At 62.4% G+C, this 25,265-nt stretch carries 24 protein-coding genes and 1 tRNA gene; 24 read left to right on the top strand and 1 reads right to left on the bottom strand.

Features of this window, described 5'->3' with window-relative positions; genetic code table 11:
- Window positions 1-21 precede the first annotated feature (21 nt).
- The 8 genes from moaB (at window position 22) to AC6R19_RS20795 (ending at window position 6,995) form a co-directional block, all read left to right on the top strand.
- A complete protein-coding gene (gene moaB / locus AC6R19_RS20830) occupies window positions 22-540 on the top strand; it encodes a molybdenum cofactor biosynthesis protein B (protein WP_500581801.1) in 519 nt (172 codons plus the stop codon).
- A 2-nt stretch (window positions 541-542) separates the two neighbouring features.
- Complete coding sequence (gene moaC, locus AC6R19_RS20825; protein ID WP_500581800.1) at window positions 543-1,055, top strand: cyclic pyranopterin monophosphate synthase MoaC; 513 nt, start codon at window positions 543-545, stop codon at window positions 1,053-1,055.
- The gene (moaD, locus tag AC6R19_RS20820) at window positions 1,052-1,300 is read left to right on the top strand and encodes a molybdopterin converting factor subunit 1 (protein WP_500581799.1); all 249 of its coding nucleotides are present in this window, start codon (window positions 1,052-1,054) and stop codon (window positions 1,298-1,300) included. Before moaC ends, moaD begins: the two co-directional genes overlap by 4 nt.
- Before the next feature lie 2 nt (window positions 1,301-1,302).
- The gene (moaE, locus tag AC6R19_RS20815; protein WP_500581798.1) at window positions 1,303-1,755 is read left to right on the top strand and encodes a molybdopterin synthase catalytic subunit MoaE; all 453 of its coding nucleotides are present in this window, start codon (window positions 1,303-1,305) and stop codon (window positions 1,753-1,755) included.
- Between the two features lie 206 nt (window positions 1,756-1,961).
- Window positions 1,962-3,512 (top strand): Re/Si-specific NAD(P)(+) transhydrogenase subunit alpha, encoded by a 1,551-nt coding sequence (locus AC6R19_RS20810; RefSeq protein WP_500581797.1) that lies wholly within the window; start codon window positions 1,962-1,964, stop codon window positions 3,510-3,512.
- A 15-nt stretch (window positions 3,513-3,527) separates the two neighbouring features.
- The gene (pntB, locus tag AC6R19_RS20805) at window positions 3,528-4,946 is read left to right on the top strand and encodes a Re/Si-specific NAD(P)(+) transhydrogenase subunit beta (protein ID WP_500581816.1); all 1,419 of its coding nucleotides are present in this window, start codon (window positions 3,528-3,530) and stop codon (window positions 4,944-4,946) included.
- A gap of 245 nt (window positions 4,947-5,191) precedes the next feature.
- Window positions 5,192-6,607 (top strand): S41 family peptidase, encoded by a 1,416-nt coding sequence (locus AC6R19_RS20800; protein WP_500581796.1) that lies wholly within the window; start codon window positions 5,192-5,194, stop codon window positions 6,605-6,607.
- Between the two features lie 19 nt (window positions 6,608-6,626).
- A complete protein-coding gene (locus AC6R19_RS20795; protein WP_500581795.1) occupies window positions 6,627-6,995 on the top strand; it encodes a hypothetical protein in 369 nt (122 codons plus the stop codon).
- A 122-nt stretch (window positions 6,996-7,117) separates the two neighbouring features.
- Here the strand turns inward: AC6R19_RS20795 and AC6R19_RS20790 are convergent, their stop codons facing one another.
- On the bottom strand, window positions 7,118-7,420 hold the full coding sequence (locus AC6R19_RS20790) for a YhbY family RNA-binding protein (protein ID WP_500581794.1): 303 nt from the start codon (window positions 7,418-7,420) through the stop codon (window positions 7,118-7,120).
- 130 nt (window positions 7,421-7,550) lie between these two features.
- Between AC6R19_RS20790 and rlmE the strand changes: the two genes are divergently transcribed.
- The 16 genes from rlmE (at window position 7,551) to AC6R19_RS20710 (ending at window position 24,964) form a co-directional block, all read left to right on the top strand.
- The gene (gene rlmE / locus AC6R19_RS20785) at window positions 7,551-8,171 is read left to right on the top strand and encodes a 23S rRNA (uridine(2552)-2'-O)-methyltransferase RlmE (RefSeq protein ID WP_500581793.1); all 621 of its coding nucleotides are present in this window, start codon (window positions 7,551-7,553) and stop codon (window positions 8,169-8,171) included.
- 177 nt (window positions 8,172-8,348) lie between these two features.
- A complete protein-coding gene (gene ftsH, locus AC6R19_RS20780) occupies window positions 8,349-10,250 on the top strand; it encodes an ATP-dependent zinc metalloprotease FtsH (RefSeq protein WP_500581792.1) in 1,902 nt (633 codons plus the stop codon).
- A 146-nt stretch (window positions 10,251-10,396) separates the two neighbouring features.
- On the top strand, window positions 10,397-11,242 hold the full coding sequence (gene folP, locus AC6R19_RS20775) for a dihydropteroate synthase (protein WP_500581791.1): 846 nt from the start codon (window positions 10,397-10,399) through the stop codon (window positions 11,240-11,242).
- A gap of 152 nt (window positions 11,243-11,394) precedes the next feature.
- Window positions 11,395-12,747 (top strand): phosphoglucosamine mutase, encoded by a 1,353-nt coding sequence (gene glmM / locus AC6R19_RS20770; RefSeq protein WP_500581790.1) that lies wholly within the window; start codon window positions 11,395-11,397, stop codon window positions 12,745-12,747.
- 91 nt (window positions 12,748-12,838) lie between these two features.
- Window positions 12,839-13,567, top strand: a complete 729-nt coding sequence (tpiA, locus tag AC6R19_RS20765) for a triose-phosphate isomerase (RefSeq protein WP_500581789.1) — start codon at window positions 12,839-12,841, stop codon at window positions 13,565-13,567.
- Window positions 13,568-13,639: 72 nt separating this feature from the next.
- Complete coding sequence (gene secG, locus AC6R19_RS20760) at window positions 13,640-14,089, top strand: preprotein translocase subunit SecG (RefSeq protein WP_500581788.1); 450 nt, start codon at window positions 13,640-13,642, stop codon at window positions 14,087-14,089.
- An 18-nt stretch (window positions 14,090-14,107) separates the two neighbouring features.
- Window positions 14,108-14,193: transfer RNA gene (locus AC6R19_RS20755), tRNA-Leu, on the top strand.
- A gap of 481 nt (window positions 14,194-14,674) precedes the next feature.
- Complete coding sequence (locus AC6R19_RS20750; RefSeq protein ID WP_500581787.1) at window positions 14,675-15,184, top strand: hypothetical protein; 510 nt, start codon at window positions 14,675-14,677, stop codon at window positions 15,182-15,184.
- A 2-nt stretch (window positions 15,185-15,186) separates the two neighbouring features.
- A complete protein-coding gene (locus AC6R19_RS20745; RefSeq protein WP_500581786.1) occupies window positions 15,187-17,223 on the top strand; it encodes a tetratricopeptide repeat protein in 2,037 nt (678 codons plus the stop codon).
- Window positions 17,224-17,363: 140 nt separating this feature from the next.
- Entirely contained in the window at window positions 17,364-20,474 is a 3,111-nt protein-coding gene (locus AC6R19_RS20740; protein WP_500581785.1) for a tetratricopeptide repeat protein, read from the top strand.
- Window positions 20,475-20,551: 77 nt separating this feature from the next.
- On the top strand, window positions 20,552-21,145 hold the full coding sequence (locus tag AC6R19_RS20735; protein WP_500581784.1) for a tetratricopeptide repeat protein: 594 nt from the start codon (window positions 20,552-20,554) through the stop codon (window positions 21,143-21,145).
- Window positions 21,142-21,450: a hypothetical protein gene (locus AC6R19_RS20730; RefSeq protein WP_500581783.1), complete on the top strand. Its 309-nt coding sequence runs from the start codon at window positions 21,142-21,144 to the stop codon at window positions 21,448-21,450. Before AC6R19_RS20735 ends, AC6R19_RS20730 begins: the two co-directional genes overlap by 4 nt.
- 174 nt (window positions 21,451-21,624) lie before the next feature.
- A complete protein-coding gene (locus AC6R19_RS20725) occupies window positions 21,625-22,419 on the top strand; it encodes a MotA/TolQ/ExbB proton channel family protein (RefSeq protein WP_500581782.1) in 795 nt (264 codons plus the stop codon).
- Complete coding sequence (locus AC6R19_RS20720; protein WP_500581781.1) at window positions 22,419-23,021, top strand: ExbD/TolR family protein; 603 nt, start codon at window positions 22,419-22,421, stop codon at window positions 23,019-23,021. Before AC6R19_RS20725 ends, AC6R19_RS20720 begins: the two co-directional genes overlap by 1 nt.
- On the top strand, window positions 23,018-23,578 hold the full coding sequence (locus tag AC6R19_RS20715) for an ExbD/TolR family protein (protein ID WP_500581780.1): 561 nt from the start codon (window positions 23,018-23,020) through the stop codon (window positions 23,576-23,578). Before AC6R19_RS20720 ends, AC6R19_RS20715 begins: the two co-directional genes overlap by 4 nt.
- A gap of 9 nt (window positions 23,579-23,587) precedes the next feature.
- Window positions 23,588-24,964 carry an AgmX/PglI C-terminal domain-containing protein gene (locus tag AC6R19_RS20710; protein ID WP_500581779.1) on the top strand — a complete coding sequence of 459 codons (1,377 nt, stop codon included), beginning with the start codon at window positions 23,588-23,590 and terminating at the stop codon, window positions 24,962-24,964.
- The last annotated feature ends 301 nt before the right edge of the window (window positions 24,965-25,265 follow it).

The following is a 25,265-nucleotide window of genomic DNA, read 5'->3' as shown; positions in this document are numbered from 1 at the left end:
CTTTTAATGAGGTAAGGAACAGTGTCCCATCACACAGATAACGGCGGCGCGGCACTCAATATCGCGGTACTGACGGTCTCCGATACCCGCACCGAGGAAAACGACACTTCCGGCCAGTACCTGGTCGAGGCACTGCGCGCGAGCGGGCACCGGCTCGCGGATAAGGCAATCGTCCGCGATGACGTCTACCAGCTGCGCGCCCGGGTGTCCCAGTGGATCGCCGACGAAGGCATAGAGGTGATCATCACCACCGGCGGCACCGGTTTTTCCGGCCGCGACTCCACCCCGGAGGCGCTGGCGCCCCTGTTCGACAAGACCGTCGAGGGGTTCGGCGAGCTGTTCCGGGCGATTTCCTACGGGGAGATAGGCTCCTCGACCATCCAGTCCCGCGCCCTGGCCGGACTCGCCAACGACACCCTGATCTGCTGTGTGCCCGGCTCCACCGGTGCCTGCCGCACGGCCTGGGAAAAGATACTGCGCGAGCAGCTGGACGGCAGCCACCGGCCGTGCAATTTCGTCACCCACCTGCGCCGGAGGTGAGCATGAGCCTGACCCATCTCAACGAGCGCGGCGAGGCCAGCATGGTGGACGTCACCGACAAGGCCGTCAGCGAGCGCAGCGCCCGTGCCCAATCCCTGGTGACCATGAGTGCCGAGGCCTTTGCGCAGCTGCTGGCGGGGCAGAACAAGAAGGGCGATGTGCTGGCCACGGCGCGCATTGCCGGCATACAGGCGGCGAAGAAGACCGCCGACCTGATCCCGCTGTGTCACCCGCTGGCGCTGACCAAGGTGCAGGTGGATTTCGAGCTGGAGCCGTCGCTGAATGGCGTCAGGATTTCCAGCTACTGCCGCCTGGCCGGGCGCACCGGCGTGGAGATGGAGGCGCTGACCGCGGCTTCCGTGGCGGCCCTGACCATCTACGATATGTGCAAGGCGGTGGACCCGGCCATTGTCATCAGCGATACGCGCCTGATGGAAAAACTCGGCGGCAAGCGCGGCCACTGGCAGCGGGGCGGCGAACAGGGGCCAAGTGAAAAGGAGAGAGGTACGCAGTGATACGGGTACTCTTCTTTGCCAGCCTGCGCGAGCAGCTGGACTGCGCCGAACTGCAGGTGGAAGCCGGCGAGTGCAAGACCCTGGCCCAGCTGCGCGAGCTTTTGAGCGGGCGCGGCGAAAGCTGGCGCCGCGCCCTGGCCGACCCCAGCCTGCAGACGGCACTGAACCGCGAGGTGGCCTTCGGTGAAGCCGCGCTCAACAGCGGCGACGAAGTGGCCTTCTTCCCGCCGGTAACCGGGGGCTGACAGTGACCATTTCCATATCCGTGCAGGAAGGAGTCTTCGACGTCGGCGCCGAGTACTCCGGCCTGCGCGCCGGTAACACTGTCGATGGCGCCACGGCGATCTTTGTCGGCTCGGTGCGGGACTTCAATCTGGACAGCACTGTCAGCCGCATGGAACTGGAGCACTATCCAGGCATGACCGAGCGGGTGCTGGAGGATATCGCCGGTGAGGCGCAGCGGCGCTGGGAATTGAGCCGGGTGCGCATAGTGCACCGGGTAGGAAGCCTGGGCGCCGGTGAGGATATCGTCTTCGTCGGCACCTGCGCGCCGCACCGCCAGGCGGCGCTGGACGCCTGCGCCTATGTGATGGATTTCCTCAAGACCCGGGCGCCTTTCTGGAAAAAGGAAACCGGGCCGGATGGCGAGCGCTGGGTGGAGGCGCGGCAGAGCGATAGCGATGCGCTGGAAAAATGGTAGGGCGCAATTCCGATTGCCGGCGTCACCTATAAACGACATCAATCCCGGCTATTGCAACCCGTCTCTTTTCATCCAAGCGGTGTGGGTTTACACTCCATTCTCCTGAATTGGTCAGGCCAATAATAACGAATGCAACTATAACAAATGTAACTAAAAGGATAGATGTAGCAGTAGTCCACTAACAGCAATTGAGAGGGAGCAAAGCGGTGATCATAGCCATACCGAGAGAGACCGCTCCGGGGGAGTCGCGGGTAGCGGCAACACCCGATAGCGTGAAGCGTTTGCGCGATTTGGGATTTTCCGTCGCGGTTGAAAAAGGGGCGGGCGCAGCGGCCAGCTTTACCGACGAGGCCTATATCGAGGCCGGTGCCGAAATCCGCGACGATATCAAACAGTGCCTGGAGGGCGCCGGCCTGGTGTTCAAGGTCCAGGCTCCCACAGATGAGGAACTGGCGCTGATTCCGCAGGGCGCGACCCTGGTCGCCTTCCTCAAGCCGGCGCAGAATGCCGAGCTGCTGCAGAAACTCGCCGACAGGAAGATCAACGCCCTGGCGGTGGAGTCCATTCCGAGAATTTCCCGCGCGCAGAAGATGGATGCGCTCAGCTCCATGGCCAATATCGCCGGCTACCGCGCGGTGATCGAGGCGGCGCACAATTTCGGTCGCTTCTTTACCGGGCAGATCACCGCCGCGGGCAAGGTGCCGCCGGCCAAGGTGCTGGTGATCGGCGCCGGTGTCGCCGGCCTGTCCGCCATCGGTACGGCGAAGAGCATGGGCGCAATCGTGCGCGCCTTCGACACCCGCGCCGAGGTGCGCGAGCAAGTGGAGTCCATGGGGGCGGAATTCCTCACCGTGGAGATCGAAGAGGAGGGTTCCGGTACCGGTGGCTACGCCAAGGAGATGTCGAAGGCATTTATCGACGCGGAGATGGCGCTCTTCCGCGAGCAGGCCAGGGAGGTGGATATCGTCATCACCACCGCCCTGATTCCCGGCAAGCCGGCGCCCAAGCTGTGGCTCGCGGATATGGTCGACAGCATGGCCGAGGGCTCTGTGGTGGTGGACCTGGCCGCGGAGATGGGCGGCAACTGCGACTACACGGTGGCCGATGAAAAGATCGTCAAGAACGGCGTGACCATTATCGGCTACACCAACCTGCCCAGCCGCGCCGCCACCCAGGCGTCCAGTCTCTACGCCACCAACCTGGCGCACCTGCTGAGCGACCTGGCGCCGGAGAAGAACGGCGAGATCAATATCAATTTCGACGACGAGGTGATCCGCGGTGCAACCGCGGTGAAGGAAGGCGAGATCACCTGGCCGCCGCCCGCGCCCAAGATCACTGCGCAACCGAAACCCGCGGAAAAGAAACCCGAGCCGCAGGTGACGGTGGTCGAGGAAAAACCGGCGAAGAAAAAATCGCCGCTTTCGATACTGGCCTTCTGGCTGGTGGCGGGCGGCCTGCTGCTGTGGCTCGGCCGCGTGGCGCCGCCGGATTTCGTGTCCCACTTCACCGTGTTCGTGCTGGCGATCTTCGTCGGCTGGCAGGTGATCTGGAATGTGACCCACGCGCTGCACACGCCGCTGATGAGTGTGACCAATGCGATTTCCGGCATTGTCATCGTCGGCGCGCTGTTGCAGGTTGGCGCGACCGGCTCGGGACTGGTGACCCTGCTCGCCTTCGTCGGCGTGCTGGTGGCCAGTATCAATATCTTTGGTGGCTTCTTCGTCACCTACCGCATGCTGAAAATGTTTCGGCGCTAAGGGAGGAGAGTAATGATGAACGGTATGATTTCCATGGCTTATCTCTTCTCCGCGGTGATGTTCATTCTCAGCCTCGGGGGACTTTCCAGCCACGAGACGGCGCGGCGCGGCAATATCTACGGCATGGTGGGCATGGCGGTGGCCATTATCGCCACCGTGGCCGGTATCGTCGCCGGCGCCTATTGGATGGTGGCCATCGCCATGGCGGTGGGCGCGGCCATTGGCCTGGCGCTGGCCAAGCGCGTGGCCATGGCGCAGATGCCGCAGATGGTGGCGCTGCTGCACAGCTTCGTCGGCCTGGCCGCAGTGCTGATCGGCTGGGGCGGCTTCCTGGATCCGCGGATATCCCTCACCGGTGCCGAGCACTTGGTGCACAATACCGAGATCTACCTGGGCATCTTCATCGGCGCGATTACGCTGACCGGTTCCCTGGTGGCCTTCGGCAAGCTGCAGGGCCTGATCTCCGGCAAGCCGCTGATGCTGCCCGCGCGCCACTGGCTGAACCTGGCTGCGATCATCGGCTGTGTGGTGCTGGGTGCGCTGTTTATTCCTGCGGACCTGAATGCGGGCACGGTAACCAACCTCCTGGTCATGACCGCCATAGCACTGCTGCTGGGCATCCACCTGATTGCCGCCATCGGCGGCGCGGATATGCCGGTAGTGATCTCGATGCTGAACAGCTACTCCGGCTGGGCCGCGGCGGCCACCGGTTTCATGCTCAGCAACGACCTGCTGATCGTGGTCGGTGCTCTGGTGGGCTCCTCTGGTGCCATCCTGAGCTACATCATGTGCCGGGGCATGAACCGCTCCTTTGTCAGCGTAATCCTGGGCGGCTTCGGTTCCGACGGCGGCGAGGTGGCCGAGGGAGATATCGACGGCGAGGTGGTGGCCACCAACTTCGACGAGATGGCGGAGGAGCTGGAAAAGGCCGAGAGCATCATCATAGTGCCCGGCTTCGGCATGGCCGTGGCCCACGCCCAGCAGGCGGTCAGCGACCTGACCGACCGGCTGCGCAAGATGGGCAAGACGGTGCGCTTCGGCATTCACCCGGTAGCCGGCCGCCTGCCCGGGCATATGAACGTGCTGCTGGCGGAGGCCAATGTACCCTACGATATCGTGCTGGAGATGGACGAGATCAACGGCGACTTCCCCAGCACCGACCTGGTACTGGTGATCGGCGCCAACGACACCGTCAACCCGGACGCGGTGGAGAAGCCCGGCTCGCCCATCGCCGGCATGCCGGTACTGGAGGTCTGGAAGGCCGGCAAGGTGGTGATCCTCAAGCGCTCCATGGCCTCCGGCTACGCCGGCGTGGCCAACCCGCTCTTCTACAAGGAGAATGCGCGGATGCTGTTCGGCGACGCCAAGGAGAGCCTGCAGGCGGTGCTGGGTAAGCTGAGCAAATCCGAGCGGCCGGTCGCTGCCGAGGCCTAGGCGCCCTGCGCCCGGCCCGGCTCCTGCCGGTCGGAAAATTCGGTCGAACCAATCGAGCGGCGGTGGTAATCTCCCGGACTTCGAAAACTAATTAGAAAATGGAGTTCGTTGTCATGGGGGCCGGTCACCGCCGCTTGTTCTTATCTTCCATTCTTTCGCTGAGTGCTGTCTGTCTCGCTGCCTGTGGTGGCGGGGGTGGCAGTGGGAATGACGACAACAATAACAACAGCAATAACAACGAGCCTGTGGGTTGGCAGGCCGGCGTCTTCCAGCCTTCGCAAAACTTCGCCAACCAGTGCAGTTCGGCACTGCCGCAGAACAACTGGCTGCGTTCCTGGAGTCACGAGACCTACCTCTGGTACGACGAAATTGAGGATCGCGACCCGGCCGCTTACAGCGATTCCACCGAGTACTTTGAACTGCTCAAAACCGAGGGCGTCACCCCTTCCGGCAGCCAGAAGGACAACTTCCACTACTGGATGTCCACCGAGGATTGGGACCGACAGTCCCAGTCCGGCGTGTCCATGGGCTATGGCTTCCAGTGGGCGGTTTTGAACCGCGACGCGGAACAGGTGTACGCTGTCTACAGCGATAGTGCCGACTGGCCAGCCGGGGTGGAACGCGGCATGCGGGTGGTGCGTATCGCTGATCTCTATACGGCAAGTGCCAGCAGCGAAGCCGATTTCGACTTTATCAACGAAGCCTTGTGGCCATCTGCCGAGGGCGCGAGCTACGAATTTGAGTTCGAGCGGCAGGACGGCACACGTTATACGGTTGAGCTGGTTGCCAAAAAGATAACGTCGGATCCGGTGCAGAAGGTACAGGTGCTGGAAACGGGAACCGCCCGAGTGGGTTATGTGCTGTTCAATGACCATATAGGCACCGCAGAGAAGGAACTGAAGCTGGCGATGGAGCAGTTAAGTGCGGACGGCATCGATGAATTGGTGCTGGATCTGCGTTACAACGGCGGTGGCCATCTGGCCATCGCCAGCCAGCTGGCCTATATGGTCGCCGGCCCGGAGCGCACAGAAGGCAAGACTTTCGAGCAGCTGCAGTTCAACGACCAGCACCCCACCCACGACCCGGTCACCGGCCAGCCGCTGGACCCGATTCCCTTTATCGACGTCACCCTAGGCGAGTGGGAGCTGACTGAAAACCAGCCGCTGCCGAGCCTGAACCTGGAGCGGGTCTTCGTGCTCGCCGGCCCCAATACCTGTTCTGCCAGCGAGGCGATCGTCAACGGCCTGCGCGGCGTGGACGTGGAGGTGGTGTTGATCGGTGCGAACACCTGCGGCAAGCCCTATGGTTTCTATCCCACGCCCAACTGTGGCACCACCTGGTTCACCATCCAATTCAAGGGGGTGAATGAGAAGGGCTTTGGCGAATACTCCGATGGCTTCGCGCCGAACGAGGAGTACGACGATGGCTACGCGCTGGTGAAGGGCTGTGAGGTCTCCGATGATTTCTCCCGGCCGCTGGGTGATCAGAATGAGGCGCGCCTGGCAACGGCGCTGAACTATATTGACAGCGGGACCTGCGACGGTCTATCCGCCAGCGGCTTCTCCGCCGAGCCGCAAATGGGCGCGCGGCTCTCCAGCGGAGAGGGCAAGGTCTCCAAATCCGTGTGGCGGCAGAACCGCATAGTACTGTTGGGCAGGTGATCCTATGAAAAGAGCAAAAATGAGCTTTTTATTGTGCGGACTGCTACTCGGCGCCTGTAACTCGCAGTCGGCCATGGGCGGCGACAAGCCGGCGCTGATCGCCGAAGCCACGCCCGGGAGCCGCGCGGAACTTCAGCGCCTGGTGAGTGAGGCACTGGGGGTCGATAAAGTGACCCTGGCGGACGATGCACTGACCCGCGACAGCGTGCTGATCATCGAGCGCAACCCACCGCGCACCCTGGAGCAGCGCCCGCTGCAGGGGCGCAATCTCGAGCCGCCGAAAAAATTCCAACTGCTGCTCAGCGACAGCCGTTGCTGGCTGGAGAGGGTGTCGGACGGCGAGCGCTGGGAGCTGGTGGAAGCCAGGTGCGTGCCTGCCGGCGGTTAGAGAGTTCTTCCAACTGTGTAGGAGTGGCCCACGACCGCGATCGATATTCGAGGTGGTCCTGGGGGGCACGCGGCCATGGGCGGATGGCCGCCCCGCCCCTCCTGCAGGTAAGGGAAGGCGCTTCAGCGCAGCAGGTTGGATTTCCTGGCGTCAGGCTTCTCTGCAGCCCGGTAGACCAGCGCTATCTTGCCTATCTCCTGCACCAACTCGGCGCCGCTCTTCCCGCAGAGCTCGCCGATCACCTGGTGGCGCAGCTCGCGGTCGGCGATCATCAGTTTGACCTTGATCAGCTCGTGGTCCTCAAGGGCCCGGTCCAGTTCCTCCATGACCCCCTCACTCAGGCCCTTGCCGGCGACTGTCACCACGGGCTTGAGGTTGTGGCCCAGGGTGCGCAGGGCTTTTTTGCGGTCGGCGGTTAAAGGCATACAATACTCCGTTACCACTCTGTGGATATCTATATAGTAGGAGCGGCCCATGGCCGCGATCTCGCCAATTACCGGCATCGATCGCGGCCATGGGCCGCTCCTACGGAAAACTTAGGAAGTATTGTACCCGATGGGCCGATCCAAGAGCAGCCATCGCTGGCTGCGTGAACATTTCAGCGACCAGTACGTCAAACAGTCCCAGAAGGAGGGCTACCGTTCCCGCGCCAGCTATAAGCTGCAGGAACTGCAGAAGAAGGACCGGCTGTTCAAGCCGGGCATGACTGTGGTGGACCTGGGCGCGGCGCCGGGCGGCTGGTCCCAGGTGGCGGCGGAACTGGTGGGTCACAATGGGCGGGTGCTGGCCTCGGACATACTGCCCATGGACCCGCTGCCCGGGGTCGAGTTCGTGCAGGGGGATTTCACCGAGGAGTCGGTGCTGAACCAGCTGCTGGAACGCCTGGGGGAGGACAGGGCGGACCTTGTGATTTCCGATATGGCCCCCAATATGAGTGGTATACGCGATGTGGACCAGCCCGCTTCCATGTACCTGGTGGAGCTGGCGGTGGATATGGCGCGCCAGGTGCTGAAGCCCGGCGGCGCCTTCGTTGCCAAGGTGTTCCAGGGCGAGGGTTTCGACGAGCTGATCCGCGACCTGCGCGGCAGCTACAATAGCGTGGTGACCCGCAAGCCCGGCGCATCCAGGCCCCGCTCCCGCGAGGTCTACGTGGTGGCGCGGGGCTTCAAGGGCTGATAAAAGGCAGTGAATATATCCGGGTCATTTCTGACCAATGCCCCCGATATGGTATAAGCGTGGCCTGTGCCGGAGAGCGCGGGTATAAAGGCATGCGTGCCTATAATGGTGTGAACGCCTGGTGTTAATGGATTTGAACGTGAGTGCGAAAGCGAGAGGGCTATCCCTTTGAACGATATGGCAAAGAACCTTGTACTGTGGTTGATCATCGCGGCGGTGCTGCTGATGGTGTTCCAGAACTTCAAACCGCAGTCACGGGATGAGGCGCTCAGCTATTCCGACTTCGTGCAGGATGTGCAGTCGGGCCAGGTGAAGAGTGTGCTCGTGGACGGCCTGGTGATCACCGGCGAAAAGGCCGACGGCAGCCGCTTCAAGACCATTCAGCCGCAGATCATCGACGACGAGCTGACCAACGAGCTGGTGCGCAGCAATGTGCAGTTCGTCGGCCGCGAGCCGGAATCCCCCAGTATCTGGCAGCAACTGCTGGTGGCCAGTTTCCCGATCCTGATCATCATCGCCGTATTCATGTTCTTCATGCGCCAGATGCAGGGAGGCGCCGGCGGCCGCTCCGGCCCCATGGCCTTCGGCAAGAGCAAGGCGCGCCTGCTGGGCGAAGACCAGATCAAGACCACCTTCGCCGATGTGGCGGGCGTGGACGAGGCCAAAGAGGACGTGCAGGAACTGGTGGAGTTCCTGCGCGATCCGTCCAAATTCCAGCGCCTGGGTGGCAATATCCCCCGCGGCGTGCTGATGGCGGGCCCCCCCGGCACCGGTAAGACCCTGCTGGCCAAGGCCATCGCCGGTGAGGCCAAGGTGCCTTTCTTCTCTATCTCCGGTTCCGACTTCGTCGAGATGTTCGTCGGCGTGGGTGCGTCCCGCGTGCGCGACATGTTCGACCAGGCCAAGAAACAGGCCCCCTGCATCATCTTTATCGACGAGATCGACGCTGTCGGCCGCCACCGTGGCGCCGGCGTGGGCGGCGGTCACGACGAGCGCGAGCAGACCCTGAACCAGCTGCTGGTTGAGATGGACGGTTTCGAGGGCAACGAGGGCGTCATCGTCATCGCCGCCACCAACCGCCCTGACGTGCTCGACCACGCGCTGCTGCGCCCCGGCCGCTTCGACCGCCAGGTGTTCGTGGGCCTGCCGGATATCCGCGGCCGCGAGCAGATCCTCAAGGTGCATATGCGCAAGGTGCCGGTGGACGACAAGGTGTCCGCGCAGACCATCGCCCGCGGTACCCCTGGTTTCTCCGGCGCCGACCTGGCCAACCTGGTCAATGAGGCGGCGCTGTTCGCTGCCCGCGCCAACCGCCGCGTGGTGACCATGGACGAATTCGAGCGCGCCCGCGACAAGATCATGATGGGCGCCGAGCGCAAGTCCATGGTCATGAACGAGAAGGAGAAGGTGAACACCGCCTACCACGAGGCCGGCCACGCCATCGTCGGCCGCCTGGTGCCGGAGCACGACCCGGTGCACAAGGTCACCATCATCCCCCGCGGCCGCGCTTTGGGCGTGACCCAGTTCCTGCCCGAGGAGGACAAGTACAGCATCTCCAAGCGCGCCATCGAGTCGCAGCTGTGCTCCCTGTTCGGCGGCCGTATAGCCGAGGAGATGACCCTGGGTGCAGACGGCATCACCACCGGCGCTTCCAACGATATCGAGCGGGCCACCCAGCTGGCGCGCAATATGGTCACCAAGTGGGGGTTGTCGGAAAAGCTCGGCCCGCTGCACTACGGCGAGGATGACAGCGGTCAGCCCGGCCAGGGCAACCCGGTGTCCGGCAAGACTTCCTACGAGATCGAAGCCGAGGTGCGCCGCATCATCGACAGCTGCTACGGCCGTGCCCACAAGCTGCTGGAGGAGAACCGCGATATTCTCGAGGCGATGAAAGATGCGCTGATGGAATACGAGACCCTGGATGCGGAGCAGGTGGACGACCTGATGGCGCGGCGCAAGGTGCGCCCGCCGCGGGACTGGCACGACAGCGACTTTGGCGGCGGCCCCGGCAAGTCCAGCGGCGAGGCCGGCACCGACGAAGCGGAGAAGCCCATCGGCGGGCCGGTAAGCGGTCACTGACGCCGGGAGCCCACTTTCCTGTAGGAGCGGCCCATGGCCGCGATCGATGTTCGGGGTCTCCCCGCAAGCCCGATCGCGGCCATGGGCGGATGGTCGCCCCGCCGCTCCTACAATTACCATCCGCACGCAAATAACCACTTTTCAATATGCATCTCACCTGCGGCAAGCACACCCTCGACCTAACCCGCCCGGTCGTCATGGGCATCCTCAACACCACCCCGGACTCCTTCTCCGACGGCGGCAGCTACTATGCCGGCGGCGCCCTGGATCTGGACCTGGCGCTTCGGCGCGCCGAGCGAATGGTGACGGAAGGCGCGGCCATCATCGATGTCGGCGGCGAGTCCACCCGCCCGGGCGCGGCGCCGGTATCCGAGCAGCAGGAACTGGAGCGGGTGTTGCCGGTGGTGGAGGCCATCAGTGCGAACCTGGACGCGGTGATCTCCGTCGACACCAGCACCCCGTCGGTCATCACAGAATCCGCCGCCGCCGGTGCCGGCATGATCAACGACGTACGCGCCCTCGAGCGCCCCGGCGCACTGGAGGCCGCGGTATCTACCGGCTTGCCCGTATGCCTGATGCATATGCAGGGACAGCCCGGCAGCATGCAGCGGGCCCCGCACTACGAGGACGTGGTGGCGGAAGTGGGCGCTTACCTGCTGGAACGGATGGGGGCCTGCGAGGCCGCGGGCATCGCGCGCGAGCGGATCATCCTTGATCCCGGTTTCGGCTTCGGCAAGAACGATGAGCACCACCTGGCGCTGATGCGGAACCTGGCGCGGCTGGCGCCGTCACATATCCCGCTGCTGGTGGGTGTGTCGCGCAAATCGATGATCGGCCGGCTGCTGAACCGCGAGGTCCACGAACGCCTGCCTGGCAGCCTGGCCCTGGCCATGCTCGCCGCCCAGCGCGGCGCGAAGATACTGCGCGTACACGACGTGGCCGCGACGGTGGACGTACTCAAGATGCAGCAGTTGGTAGACAACCCGGGGTAATCCCCGGGAGTAGATCCGTGGGGGGCGAAGGCGCCGCGAATACCTGGAGCGGCTGGAACGAACCTTGTGTTCGCCCGTGCCGCGGCGGCCACCGGGAATCCGGGCGAACCGAGGTTCGCCCCACGCAAAAAATGACGAGAAGAGAAGTAAATATGGCGAGACAGTATTTCGGCACCGACGGCATCCGCGGCCGCGTAGGTGAGGGAGTCATCACTCCGGACTTCATGCTGCGCCTCGGCTACGCCGCCGGCAAGGTACTGGGGGGGATGGCCGGCGGCAAGCGCTCCGGCCGCCGCAGCATCCTGATCGGCAAGGACACCCGGGTGTCCGGCTACATGTTCGAGGCCGCCCTGGAGGCGGGCCTGATCAACGCCGGCGTGGATGTCGGCCTGCTGGGCCCCATGCCCACCCCCGCCATCGCCTACCTGACGCGCACCTTCCACGCCCAGGCCGGCATCGTCATCAGTGCCTCCCACAACCCCTACCAGGACAACGGCATCAAGTTCTTCAGCGCCGATGGCAGCAAACTGCCGGACCAGGTGGAGCTGGATATCGAGGCGGCGCTGGACCTGCCGATGAGCACCTCCGCCGACCTGGGCAAGGCCTGGCGCATCGACGACGCCGCCGCCCGCTATATCGAGTTCTGCAAGGCCTCCACCCCCTGGGGCTTCTCCCTGGAGGGGCTCAAGATAGTGCTGGACTGCGCCAACGGCGCCACCTATCACATAGCGCCCAAGGTGTTCCGCGAACTGGGCGCCGAAGTGTCCTCCATAGGCGTCAGCCCCGACGGCCTCAATATCAACCTGGAGTGCGGTTCCACCAAACCCGGGCAGCTGCAGAAGGCGGTGCGTGAGGGGGGCGCCGACCTGGGTATCGCCTTCGACGGCGATGGCGACCGGGTGCTGTTCGTGGACAGCAACGGCGAACTGGTCGACGGCGACCAACTGCTGTTCATGATCGCCATGCACCGCCAGCAGTTCCTCGGTGGCTGCAACGGCGTGGTCGGCACGCTGATGAGCAATTACGGTTTCGAACTGGCCCTGCGCGAGCGCAACATCCCCTTCGAGCGCGCCAAGGTGGGTGACCGCTATGTGCTGGAGAGGATGCACGCCAACGGCTGGACCCTGGGCGGCGAGTCCTCCGGCCACATCATCTGCGCCGACGCCACCACCACCGGCGACGGCATAGTGTCCGCGCTGCAGGTGCTGCGCGCCGTCTGCGACTTCGGCGAACCCTTACACGAGCTGAAGGGGCGCATGAAGATGCTGCCCCAGCACATGATCAACGTGCGCCTGGCGCACCGCGATGGTGTCCTTGACCATGCCGATGTAAAGGCGGCGGTCAGCGAAGCGGAGAGCCAACTGGCGGACAGCGGCCGGGTGCTGCTGCGCCCGTCCGGTACCGAGCCGCTGATCAGGGTCATGGTGGAGGGGCGGGACAGCGCCCAGGTGGAGACGTTGGCGAGGCAGATCTCCACCGTCGTCGAGCGCGTCGGCAACAGCTGACCCGCGGGACCGCCAGCATCGCGGAATGTGGATTTTCTGTTGTATGTTGGCGGCAATATCGCTAAGATTTGCGCCCCTTGAAGGAGCACACATGCGCACACCGCTGGTAGCAGCTAACTGGAAAATGAACGGCAGCCGCGAGTTTGCCGGACAGTTTTTCGCGGCGCTCGATCTCGAGGGCGTTGGTTGCGAGGTGGTGATCTGTCCCCCCTTCCCCTACCTGCCGCTGGTGGCGGAAAAGGTGGGAAAGGGCTTCGCGGCCGGGGCACAGAACCTCAGCGCAGAGGCCTCCGGGGCCTTTACCGGCGAGGTGTCCGCAGCCATGCTGCTGGACTGGGGTGTTCGCTACGCGATAGTTGGGCACTCCGAACGTCGCAGCCTCTACGGCGAGAGCAGCGAGCTGGTAGCGCGCAAGTTTGTCGCCGCCCAGGCGGCCGGGCTGACCCCGATCCTCTGCGTGGGTGAAACCCTGCAGGAGCGGGAGGACGAGCGCACCCTGGGTGTGATCGCCGCACAGCTGCAGGCGGTTATGGATGCCGGGGAAGGCGATATCTGGAGTCGCGCAGTCGTCGCCTACGAGCCGGTCTGGGCCATAGGCACGGGAAGGACCGCGACTCCGGAGCAGGCGCAGGAAGTGCACCGGTTTATCCGCGAGAGCCTGGGCGATGCCGGCGCCGCGGTGCAGATTCTGTACGGCGGCAGTGTAAAGGCGGACAATGCTGAAGCGTTGTTTGCCCAGGCGGACATTGATGGCGCCCTAGTTGGGGGAGCCTCGCTGGACGCGGAAGAATTTGCGAAGATCTGCCGCGCGGCCGGTTAACGGCTCAATCGGCGAAATACAGAGAATACTGAATAACGGGTTTGCGGAACCCAGATAGAGAGTTTCCATACAATGGAAAAGTTGGTTTTAATCCTACACGTCCTGACCGCGCTCAGCATTATCGGCCTGATTCTGCTGCAGCAGGGCAAGGGCGCTGAGGCGGGTGCCTCTTTCGGTGCCGGGGCCTCCCAGACCGTATTCGGCAGCCAGGGCAGCGGCAACTTCTTCTCGCGCCTGACCGCCATCATGGCTACGGTTTTCTTCGTGACCAGTCTCGGCCTGGCGCTGCTGGCCAGGCAGGGTGCCGAGGCCGATATCGATGCGGACCTGCCGCAGATCCCGGAAGCGGTCGAGCAGCCGGGCGAGCTGCCGCAAATCGACAGCGACGTCCCCGGCGATATCCCGCAGCTGGATGCGCAGCCGGAGGCCGACGACGTTCCGGAGATTCCGGCAGCGGAATCCGGAGAGGTCCCGGCAGCGGATTCAGAAGAATCCCCGGCCGAGGGTGACGATCAGTCGTAACAGTTTGTTTGTTTTTTTGCCCAGGTGGTGGAATTGGTAGACACGCTATCTTGAGGGGGTAGTGGCCTCTGGCCGTGCGGGTTCAAGTCCCGCCCTGGGCACCATTCTCAAAGGCACTTCGCGAGAGCGGGTGCCTTTTTTTATGCCGCTATCCCGGCTGACGCCGCGAGCGTGTCGCTATTCGATTGCCCTGCCGGAAGCTCCGCCGAATATTTCTTCTCTCCGGGCTCCGGCCCAGTATGCGCACTGGTTCGAAACGTTCCGCCCAACCCAATTCACATTTTTAGAAAATCCTCCCGGTGAACTGAGCAGGCGATCACTGTTTCGAGTCGTAGTGGATGCCATGTCGCTGCAGATAACACCGCCGAATTTATCTCCCGCTAAAACTTTCCCCGCATGGGCCAAATAAAAATCTATCGCGCCCGGATGCGCGAGATTTGACCTGTCTCACATTTGGCCGTGCCCGGATTGCAATACAATCCCGCTGACTGAAAGTCCCCTGTTTACAGGCTTTTCCAAGCGGCCGGTTCGCGGCCGCGGCGTCGCCGGCGTTCATTGTTAGAGGTAGGGTCAGAGGTAAATAACATGGTCAGAATTCTACAGTTAACAATTTTGCTACTGCTGGCGTGCACCGCAATGGCGCAGGGCGTGAGCCGCGATGAGATCCGCGGGCTCGATGAGCAGATCCAGGATGTCAAAAAGGACGTGATAAACCTGACTGCCGAACTGGCGCAACTGGAGGAAAAATTACTCTTTCCCTCCAACACCCAGGTCTCTTTTTTTGTCTCCCTTGCAGATGCGCAGCCTTTTGACCTGGAGGCGGTGCAGCTCAAACTCAACAATGAGATAGTTGCCCACCACCTCTACACCTTCCGCGAAATCGAAGCGCTGCAAAAGGGGGGCGTGCAGAGGATCTACACCGGCAACGTACAGGCCGGAAGCCACCCGCTGGAGGTGGTTTTTATCGGCAAATCCCCGTCGGGCAGGGAGGTCAAGGCCAATGCCAGCTACCAGGTGGACAAGGAGGTGGGACCCAAATTTGTCGAGATCAAGATTGCCGGAGGCGAGTCCGCGATTAACTTCAAGGACTGGTAGCCATGTATCCCCGACTGGTATCCGCTTTGCGCGGCGCTGCACCGGCATCGCTGCGGGCTGCTCTACCCGCGCTGTGGGCACTTGTCGCCGCGCTGTTTTGTAGCCCCACCGCGGCCGCCGATGGCGAGAGCGACAAGCTCGAGGACCTGTTCTTCGGCGAGGCCATGTTCCAGGCCTATCAGGAGAAGTATTTTGACGCGATTGTCGGGCTGGACACAGAGCTGGACCAGTACCGCCGCCTGGACGAGCCGGGGCTGGATCCCTTCAGCGCGCACCTGGGGCAGGCGGAATTCTCCGTAGGCGACCTGGAGCTCTCCTACCGCATGCACCGCGAGGCGGGTCGGGCCATCGAGGCAGTGCTGAAGGGCAATGTGCCGCAGCCGGTGCGCAACGAGGCCGCCTATCGGCTGGCAAAAATTCACTACCACAAGCAGCAGCCCCGCAATGCCCTGCACGCCCTGGAGATGATCGAGGGGCGGGTGCCCGAGCGCGTGCGCGCCGAGGAGCAGTTCCTGCGCGCGCGGGTTTACATGGAGCTGGGCCGCTTCGACGAGGCGGTGGAGCTTCTAAAGGACCTGAAGGGCGAGGAATCCCTCGACGGATTCGTGCAGTACAACCTGGGTATCGCCCAGTTGAAGGCAGGGCAGGAAGAGCGCGGCGTCCTGGAGCTGACCGCGCTGGGTAAAAACCGCAGCTCCGACACGGCCAAACAGGCGCTCTACGACAAGACCAACCTGCTGCTCGGCTCCTATCTGATGGAAGCCGACCAGCTGGAGCTGGCCAGGCCCTATTTCGACCGTGTGAATCTCGAGGGCCCCTTTTCCAACCGCGCCCTGCTCGGTGCCGGCTGGGTGGAGGCCAGGGCCGGACGCTACGACCGCGCGCTGGTGCCCTGGAAGCTGTTGCAGGGTCGCAAGGTCACCAACGAATCGGTGCAGGAGGCGATGCTCGCGGTGCCCTATGCCTACGGCAAGCTGGACGTACACAGTACCGCCGCAATCAACTACGGCCGCGCACTGGAAACCTTCGGCAACGAGATAGACACCCTCACCGCGTCCATCGAGAGCATCCGCGAGGGGAAATTCCTCGAGGCGCTGCGCCGCAAGGAGGCCACCCAGGTGCAAAACTGGGTGGTGGCGCTGCGCAACCTGCCCGATGCGCCGGAAACCCACTACCTCCTCGACCTGATGGCCTCCAATGACTACCAGGAATTCCTGCGCAACTACCGCGACCTGAACGACCTGTTCGAGCGCAACGAGGAGTGGCTGAAAAGTCTCAGTGCCTACGAGAACATTATCGAGCTGCGCCGCGCCTACTATGAACCGCTGCTGCCGGGCCTGGACCGGAAATTCCGCGAGCTGGACGCGCGCATCAAGCTGCGCGTCGAACAGCGGGACAAATTTGCCAGCCGCATCGAGCAGATGTTGGTAACCCGCCGCCCGGAATACCTGGCCAAAGCCGAGGAGCAGGAAGCGCGCCTGCAACTGCAGGGCATGCGCAAACTGCTCGGCCGTGGACCCCGTCACTACAGCGAGGAAACCGAAGCGCGTATCGCGCGCCTGGAGGGCGTACTCAACTGGCGCCTCGCCACCGAATACGATCAGCGCCTGACGGAAGCCTACAAGCACCTGCAGGAGCTGAACGAGGAAATCGAGCAGCTGCAGACCGTCTACCACTCCTTCGTGCGCAGCCGCCAGGCCGCCACCCACAGCTACACCGGTTACAACGACAGCATTCGCCGCCTGCGCGCGCAGCTGAAGGGCGTCCAGGACAGGCTGGATACCCTGATGGCGCGCCAGGGCAATATGCTGGAAGCCCTGGCCGTCAATGAACTGGACCGCCGCCGCGCACAGCTGGAGAGCTACCAGATCAAGGCCCGCTTCGCCCTGGCGGATAGCTACGACCGCGCCAACGAGCTGCAGGAACAGCGCGCCGACCAGCGGAAAATCGAACAGCACCGCGCCAACCAGCCGGAGCCTCTGCCGCAGGACAACCCGCCGGAACTGGAAGCGCCGGCGGAAGAGGGAGGTGAGCAGTGACAAAGTCTCCCCAGAATAGCCGCTCGGCATTTTCTGTAGAAAAAGCCACCTGTAGGAGCCTGCTTGCAGGCGCAAAGCTGCGGAGTGCGATCGGTTTCGCCTGCAAGCAGGCTCCCACAGGGCGTTCTGTCGCAACATGTGTGCAACGCTGCGCGACGCTGGCCTCCATGGCCCTGCTGCTGAACGCCTGTGCCGTCAACAGCGGCAAGACCATCGGCAGCCTGCAGAAAGTCGATATCGAAATCAGAGAGGAGTACATCGACGGCAGCCTGGAGAAGGCCCTGGCCAGCTACCAGAAATACCTGCAGGAAACCCCGGAAACCAGCCTGACGCCGGAGGCCATGCGGCGCATCGCCGACCTGAAGATCAAGCAGGCCCACCGCGCCGAAGACGCGGCCATCGACAGCGTCGCCGGGGCAACCGCCGACAGCGGTGCCGTGGTTTCCATCGATGCGGATGCCGCGGCTCCATCGAAGAAACTGGATGCACCGACTCCCTCCAGTGCACCCCTGGCCGTGGCATCGGCCGCTGCCGCGAACAATGTTGCCAGCGGTCCCGGGGAGTCGGACCGCGAGTTCGAGGCGCGGGCCACCGCGAGCGCGGATATCGCCGCGGACAGCACCGCGCCGGCGCTGCCCGGCGGCGACGCCGATGCGATGTTGTCCGCCAACGCCCGCGAGGCCATCGACCTCTACCGCGACCTGCTGGCCAAATACCCGCTGTACGATCGCAACGACCAGGTGATGTACCAGCTCTCCCGCGCCTACGAGGAAACCGGGCAGATCGACGCCGCCGTTGACGTGCTGCGACAGCTGGTGGCCAAGTACCCGAACTCGCGGCATATCGACGAGTCCTATTTCCGTCTCGGTGAATACTATTTCACCCGCAGGAAATACCTGGATGCGGAAGAGGCCTACGGCAAGGTCATCGGCATAGGGGAGGTCTCCAGTTTTTACGAACTGGCGCTGTACAAGCGCGGCTGGTCCCTGTTCAAGCAGGACATGTACGAGATGGCGCTGGACGACTATATCGCCATGCTCGACTACAAGGTTTCCAAAGGCTACGACTTCGAGCAACAGACCAACGACGTCGAGCGCAAACATGTCGAGGATACCTTCCGCGTCGTCAGCCTGAGCTTCTCCTACCTGGGAGGCGCCGAGTCGATCGTCGACTATTTCTCCCGCAAGGGCGGGCGCGACTACGAACCCCTGGTGTACAGCAGCCTCGGCGAGTATTACCTGGACAAGCGCCGCTATCAGGATGCGGCCAAATCCTACAACGCCTTTGTGGAGCGCAACCCGCTGCACAAGGTGTCTGCGGACTTTTCCATCCGCGTGATCGAGATCTACAAGACGGGTGGCTTCCCCAAATTGGTGCTGGACGCCAAGAAGGAATTCGCAACCACCTATGCGCTCGAGGCGGAGTACTGGACGGTATTCGATATCAATGAATACGGGGAAGTGGTCGAGTTCCTGCAGAGCAACCTGATCGACCTGGCCAGCCACTATCACGCCGCCTACCAGAATAAAAAGCTGAAGGACAAGAAGGCGGAACACTACAAAGAGGCGATTCACTGGTACCGCGGTTACCTGAAATCCTTCAGCGACAAGCCGCGCGCGCCGGAGATCAACTACCAGCTCGCCGGCCTGATGCTGGAAAACCGTGATTTCCACGGCGCGGCGCTGGAATACGAGCGCACCGCTTACGACTACCCGGCGCACAAGGACTCCAGCGAGGCCGGCTACGCCGCCGTGTATGCCTATCGCGAGCACCTGGCCAATAACCTCAAGGGCGCAGCTGCGGCCCAGCGCGCGCCACTGCTGCGGGAAATTATCCGGTCATCGCTCAAGTTTGCCGACACCTTCCCGGAGCACGGCAAGGCGCCGCAGATCATGGTGGGTGCGGTGGAGGACCTCTACGGCCTGAAGGATTTCCCGCAGACCATACACAACGGCCGCCTGCTGCTGGAGAAATTCCCCGCGGCGGAACAGGAGATTCGCCGCTCTGCCTGGATAATGGTCGCCCACGCCTCCTTCGATACCGAAGCCTTCGTCGATGCGGAATCCGCCTACGGCGAGGCCCTGGCACTGACCGCGGCGGAAGCAAAGGACAAGGCCGGGCTGGTGGACAACCTGGCCGCGTCCATCTACCAGCAGGGCGACCTGGCGCGCAAACAGGAGGATCACGCCACTGCGGCCGGTCACTTCCTGCGCATCCGCGAGGCCGCACCCGGCGCAACCCTGCTGGCCACCGCCGAATACGACGCGGCAGCCTCACTCATCGTGCTCAAGGACTGGACCCAGGCGGCGATAGTACTGAACGGTTTCCGTCGCAATTTCCCCGAGCACAAACTGGCCAAAGACGTCACCAAGAAGCTCGCCGTGGTCTATCAGGAGAGCGGCGAGATACTGTTGGCGGCGGCGGAATTCGAGCGTATCGAACGGGAATCGGAAGACGACGATGTGCGCCGCGAGGCACTGACCCAGGCTGCGGATCTCTACAGCGCGGCCAAGGACAACGGCAAGGCCCTGAATGTGCTGCGCCGTTACGTAAAACTTTTCCCCAGCCCGATGGAGCCGGCCCTGGAAACGCGACAGAAGATCGCCGATCTCTACAAGACCGCCGGCGACCAGAAACTCTATATGGACGAGCTGAGGGAAATGGTGCGCATCGAACTGCGCGGCGGCAATGCGCGCAACGACCGCACCCGCTACCTGGCCGGCAACGCGGCACTGCAATTGGCTGAGCCGAGTTTCGACGCCTTTACCCAGGTGCGTCTCGTTGCGCCCATCGAGCGCAACCTGAACGAGAAGCGCCGGCGCATGAAGGCCGCCATCAGCGCCTACACCGACCTGATCGACTACCAGGTGGCGGACGTGACCGCGGCGACCACCTTCTACCTGGCCGAGATCTACCTCCACTTCAGCCAGGCGCTGAAGGAGTCGGAGCGACCCACCAATTTGAGCGCGCTGGAACTGGAGGAGTACGAGCTGGCCCTGGAGGAGCAGATATACCCCTTCGAGGAAAAGGCCATCTCGGTGCACGAGAAGAACGTCGAACTGCTGGGTGTCGGTATCTACAACGCCTGGATCGACAAGAGCATCGGCAAACTCGCCAGCCTGGTGCCGGCGCGCTACGCAAGGGCGGAAGACGCGGGAGAGTATATGCAGAGCATAGTGCCCCTCCCACCGGCACCGGAAGCGCCGGAACAGGCCAGCGTCGGAGAGCCCCTGTCCGGTACAGAAGGTTGATAAGAAAGCTCCCCTCTCCCGCTTGCGGGAGAGGGGCCGGGGGAGAGGGCGCCGAACAGTGGCACCAAAGAGGATTTATGACCCAATTCCAAAGAACACTACAAGCACTCGTCGTTCTGGCGGTGGCAATGCTGCTGGCCTCCTGCGCCAGCACGCCCACCAGCAGCGGCAAGGCATCCGACTACTCCTCGGTACGCGTCTCCGGCAGCGTCAACCGCGACTTCGAGCGCTCCCTGGAATACCTGCGCGAGGAAAACTTCCCGGCTGCAATCGAGCTGCTGCAGTCCGTCGTCGAGCGCGAAAAGCGCCTGCCTGCCCCCTATATCAATCTGGGTATCGCCTACTACAAGAGCGGCGATGAAAAGAACGCGGAAGAGACATTCCTGCAGGCGCTGGAAGTGGACCCCGCCCATCCGGTGGCGACCAACGAGTTGGCGGTGCTGTACCGCAAGCAGGGCCGCTTCGCCGAGGCGAGAAAAATCTATGTGAATGCACTGGCAGAAAATCCGGAATATCTGCCGCTGATCAAGAACTTGGGCATATTGTGTGATCTGTATCTGCAAGATCTGCAGTGCGCTCTGGCACAATTCGATAAATACCTGAGCCTGGAACCGGACGATAAAGACGTGAGCATCTGGATAGCAGACCTGAAGAGGAGAGCGGGCCAGTGAAAACGCTAAATTCGAAAGTTTCAGTTTTCTTCGCCTTGTTGTTGTCGGGCGCCACCGCGCAGGCACAATCCGAGAGTTCTGAAGAGAAGAAAGTGGATAACCAGGTCAAGGAGCTTTCCGGTATCTCGATCATCGGCAACAAGGAAGCGCCAAAATCTCTCTACATAGTGCCGTGGAAGAGTTCCGAGGTGGGAGTGGAGAGCGACCTGGTCTCCAGCCTGATGGATGACAAGCTGAAGCCCCTGGACAAAGAAGTCTTTATGCGCGAACTGGAATTCTACGAGCTGAGTCTCTCAGGCGATTAAGAGACCCCTGTAGGAGCCTGCTTGCAGGCGAAAAAAAGAGGTGGAAAGGGCCTCAAGGATGTTCGCTTGCAAGCAGGCTCCTACAAAAAATCGTAGCATGGGCAAAGCGAAGCGTGCCCATCAACCAAAGATTCAACAACAAAATTACCGCGGTATTTATAAAGAGGGTTTGTAATGGACTTTTTCAACAGCGTAATCGCGTTCTTCCAGACAGGCGGTACCTTCATGTACCCCATTCTGGTGGTGGCCGCCCTGGGTATCGCAGTGGCGACCGAGCGCTATATCCGCCTGATCTACGAGCGTCACACCAATCGCGCCAAATGGGACCAGCTGCAGCCGGTCCTGGCCTCCGGTGACTTCGATCGCGCGCGCAACCTGGTCAAGCAGGACAACTCCAGCGTCAGCAAATTGCTGTCCATGGGCCTGGCCCGCCAGGGCACGGTGCGCCGCCGCGAGGATATCGAGATCGCGATGGAAGAGAGCATGATGGAAATCATTCCCCAGCTCGAAAAGCGCACCCCCTATGTGGCCCTCTTCTCAAATATCGCCACCCTGCTCGGTCTGCTGGGTACCATCATGGGCCTGATTGAGGCATTTACCGCGGTGGCCAACGCCAACCCGGCGGAGAAGGCCGACCTGCTGTCCGCCAGTATCTCCGTGGCGATGAACACCACCGCCTTCGGCCTGATGACCGGTATTCCGCTGCTGGTGGTTCACGCACTGTTGAACTCCCTGACCGGCGAGATTATCGATAGCCTGGAGATGGTATCGGTCAAGGCCCTCAACCATATCTCCGCCTCCACCCGCCGCCGCCACGAGATAGATGTTCCCGCCGGTGACGATAAGCCCACTGACAAGGTCGAGGTCCAAGGGGAGTCAGCCGGTACCGAGGAGAGCGTTGCCGTAACCGAAGACGGTGCCGAGACTGCTGAAAGCGTCGCTGAAGCGCAGCAAGTGGAAAAAGTGTAATGAGAAGAGGGCGCCACGCGAGAAACAAAGAAGCTCCGGAGCTGGATATCACCGCCTTCCTGAACCTGATGGTGGTGCTGGTGCCCTTCCTGCTGGTATCGGCAGTGTTTTCTCGGGTCACCATCCTGGAGTTGAACATGCCGAGCGGTGCCGGCGGCGGCGCGCCAGACGATCCCACTGTGACAGTGGAAGTGGTGGTGCGCCAGGAGGCACTGGAAATCAGTGATGGTGAAAAGGTGATCGCCCGCTTCCCAAACCTGAATACAGGAGAGCAGGGTGGAGAAGCCGAGGTACAGACCGAATCCGCCGGATCTTCGGAAGAGGGGGCGCAAGCGGGAGAAACTCTGGCCGTGCTGCCGACGGAAGAGGTTTACGACCTGAAAAAGCTGAGCCAGTTTCTGCTTCAGGTCAAGGGCAGCTATCCGGAGAAAACCGACACCATATTGCTGATGGAGCCGAACATTGCCTATGAGCACCTGGTCGGAGTCATGGACACGGTGCGCGGCGTCGACGTGCGCGAGGAAGGCGCCGATCCCGATGACCCGGATGCGGTAGAGCATGTGGTTCTGTTCCCGGATATATCCATAGGAGATGCGCCGTGAAACGTGAAAGCCGACGCATGAAGCGCATGGCCAGGAGCCACAAGCGCAAGAAGACCTCGGGCATGAACCTGACGTCCCTGATGGATGTATTCACCATCCTGGTGTTCTTCCTGCTGACTAACACCTCCAGCAACGAGGCGCTGGAGCCGCCCAAGGTGATTACCCTGCCGGACTCGGTGGTGGAGACCAAGCCGCGGGAAACCGTGACCCTGATGGTGACCGACAAGGAAATACTCGTTGAATCCACCCCGATCATTGCCATCGAGGAAGTGGTCAACAGTGAGGAAACAGTTATTGAGGCTATCAAGGAGGCGATGATCGCCGAGATGGGCAAGGCCCTGCTTGTTGCCCAGGGAGGCGACGCGGACGCAGCCGCAGGGGACGGAGCAGACGTAGCTGCAGAGGGGGAAGAGCAGGACCGGCTGCCGCCGGAAGTGAATATTCTCGCAGACAGGACCATCCCGTTCAGCTTGCTCAAGAAAGTCATGTCCAGCTGTACCGACGCGGGCTACACCAAGGTCTCCCTGGCGGTAATTCAGAAAGCATCTCAAGGTTAATGGAAGTTTGTGAGTAATTTTCTTCAACTACAGCAAGCGGTCAGCGGCGAACTGGAATCGGTTCGCCGGCGCCTGCACGTGCTCGAGGGTGAGCAGCGGCAGATCGACGAGAAGCTGGAAGAGCTGCGTAAGGACGGCACCAAGCATCAGCTTCTCGACGAGATTTCCGAGCGGCTCAACAGGCTGGAAGAAGTTGGTGCCGGAGATCTCTTTTGGGCCGATGACTACCGCGAGGATGCCTCCAGGGCGGTCATCCGCCGTATCCAGCATACGGTCAGCATCTACAACGCCAATCTCGACCTGCTGCAGGAGCGCCGCCGCCGCGTGCTCGAGAAAATCGAGGACTGCGAGGACGAAATTTTCGCACTGGACGAACGCGCGGAGAATCTTCGCCGCGAGGAGGAAGAATCCCGATTCGAGTTCGAGGTAACCCGCGAGTACGAGGCGCCGGAATACCGCCCGATGGTGATGCCCTGGCATACCCAGGGCGAGGACGAACGGCGCTTCCGCCGCTGCCTGTTTGCCTCCCTGCTGATCGCCCTGTTCCTCGGCTATATGGTACCCCTGTGGACACTGCCGGAGCCGGACAAGGATGAGGTGGTGGAAATTCCCGAGCGCCTGGCCAAGCTGGTCATCGAGAAGAAAACCAAGCCCAAACCGCCGCCAGAGCCGGAACAGCCGAAACCAAAGCAAGAGGAGAAGAAACCCGAGCCCAAGCAGGAAGTGGCCAAGCAGGATCCCAAGCCCACCAAGGCGGAGAAGAAGGAAGCGCGCAAGAAAGCCGAGCGTGCCGGCGTCCTGGCCTTCAAGGACAACTTCCAGGACCTTATCCAGGACGACCTGGACAACCGCCTCGGCCAGCAGACACAGCTCAGTACCGCGGGCAAGAAGGAAAACCGCAGCCAGCGCTCGCTGATCACCGCGGCCGCGACGGCGGGCAGCGGCGGCATCAACACCGCCGAACTCAGCCGCAACGCCGGCGGCACCGGCACGGCACTGGCAGGGGTGGCCTTCTCCCGGGTGGAGAGCTCCATCGGTACCGAGGGCGACTTCGCCGGCGAGGACCGGCCGCTCAGCGACGGCGTGGGCCCGTCCCGTACCGACGAGGAGATCCAGATCGTCTTCGACCGCTACAAGGCCTCGCTGTATCGCATCTACAACCGCGAACTGCGCAACAACCCGGCGCTGCAAGGCAAGATGGTCCTGAAAATCACCATCGAACCTGACGGCTCGGTGTCCCTGGCCAAGGTGGAGTCCAGCGATATGAATTCCCCGTCCCTGAACACCAAGATCCTGATGCGGGTAAAACGCTTCAACTTCGGTCCGAAGGAAGGTGTACCGACCATCACCATCCTCTACCCGATCGACTTCCTTCCCGCGGCCTAATACTCCCCTCTCCCGCTTGCGGGAGAGGGGCTGGGGGAGCGGGTATCCCGCGAAGCGGGTGAGCGCCAGGGATGGCGCGAGTCAATGGGGCCGGGGGAGAGGACCCCGGGACTGCCAAGCCCCAGTTCGGCAAACGGGCCGAAGGACCGCCGTAGGAGCCAGCCTGCAGCGAACAGATCCGGTCCCACCACCCTGTAGGAGATGTAATAAAGCGGCGAGGCATTGATCTAGCTTTGGAAGGGGTCAGTCCCCTAATCTGGTTGAGATTGAATCACAAGGTCGCTAAGCGCCTTAAACCAGA

The organism is Microbulbifer sp. SE14, assembly GCF_059834885.1.
Note: the sequence above shows the minus strand (reverse complement) of the source record. Positions and strands in the feature narration are given on the sequence as shown.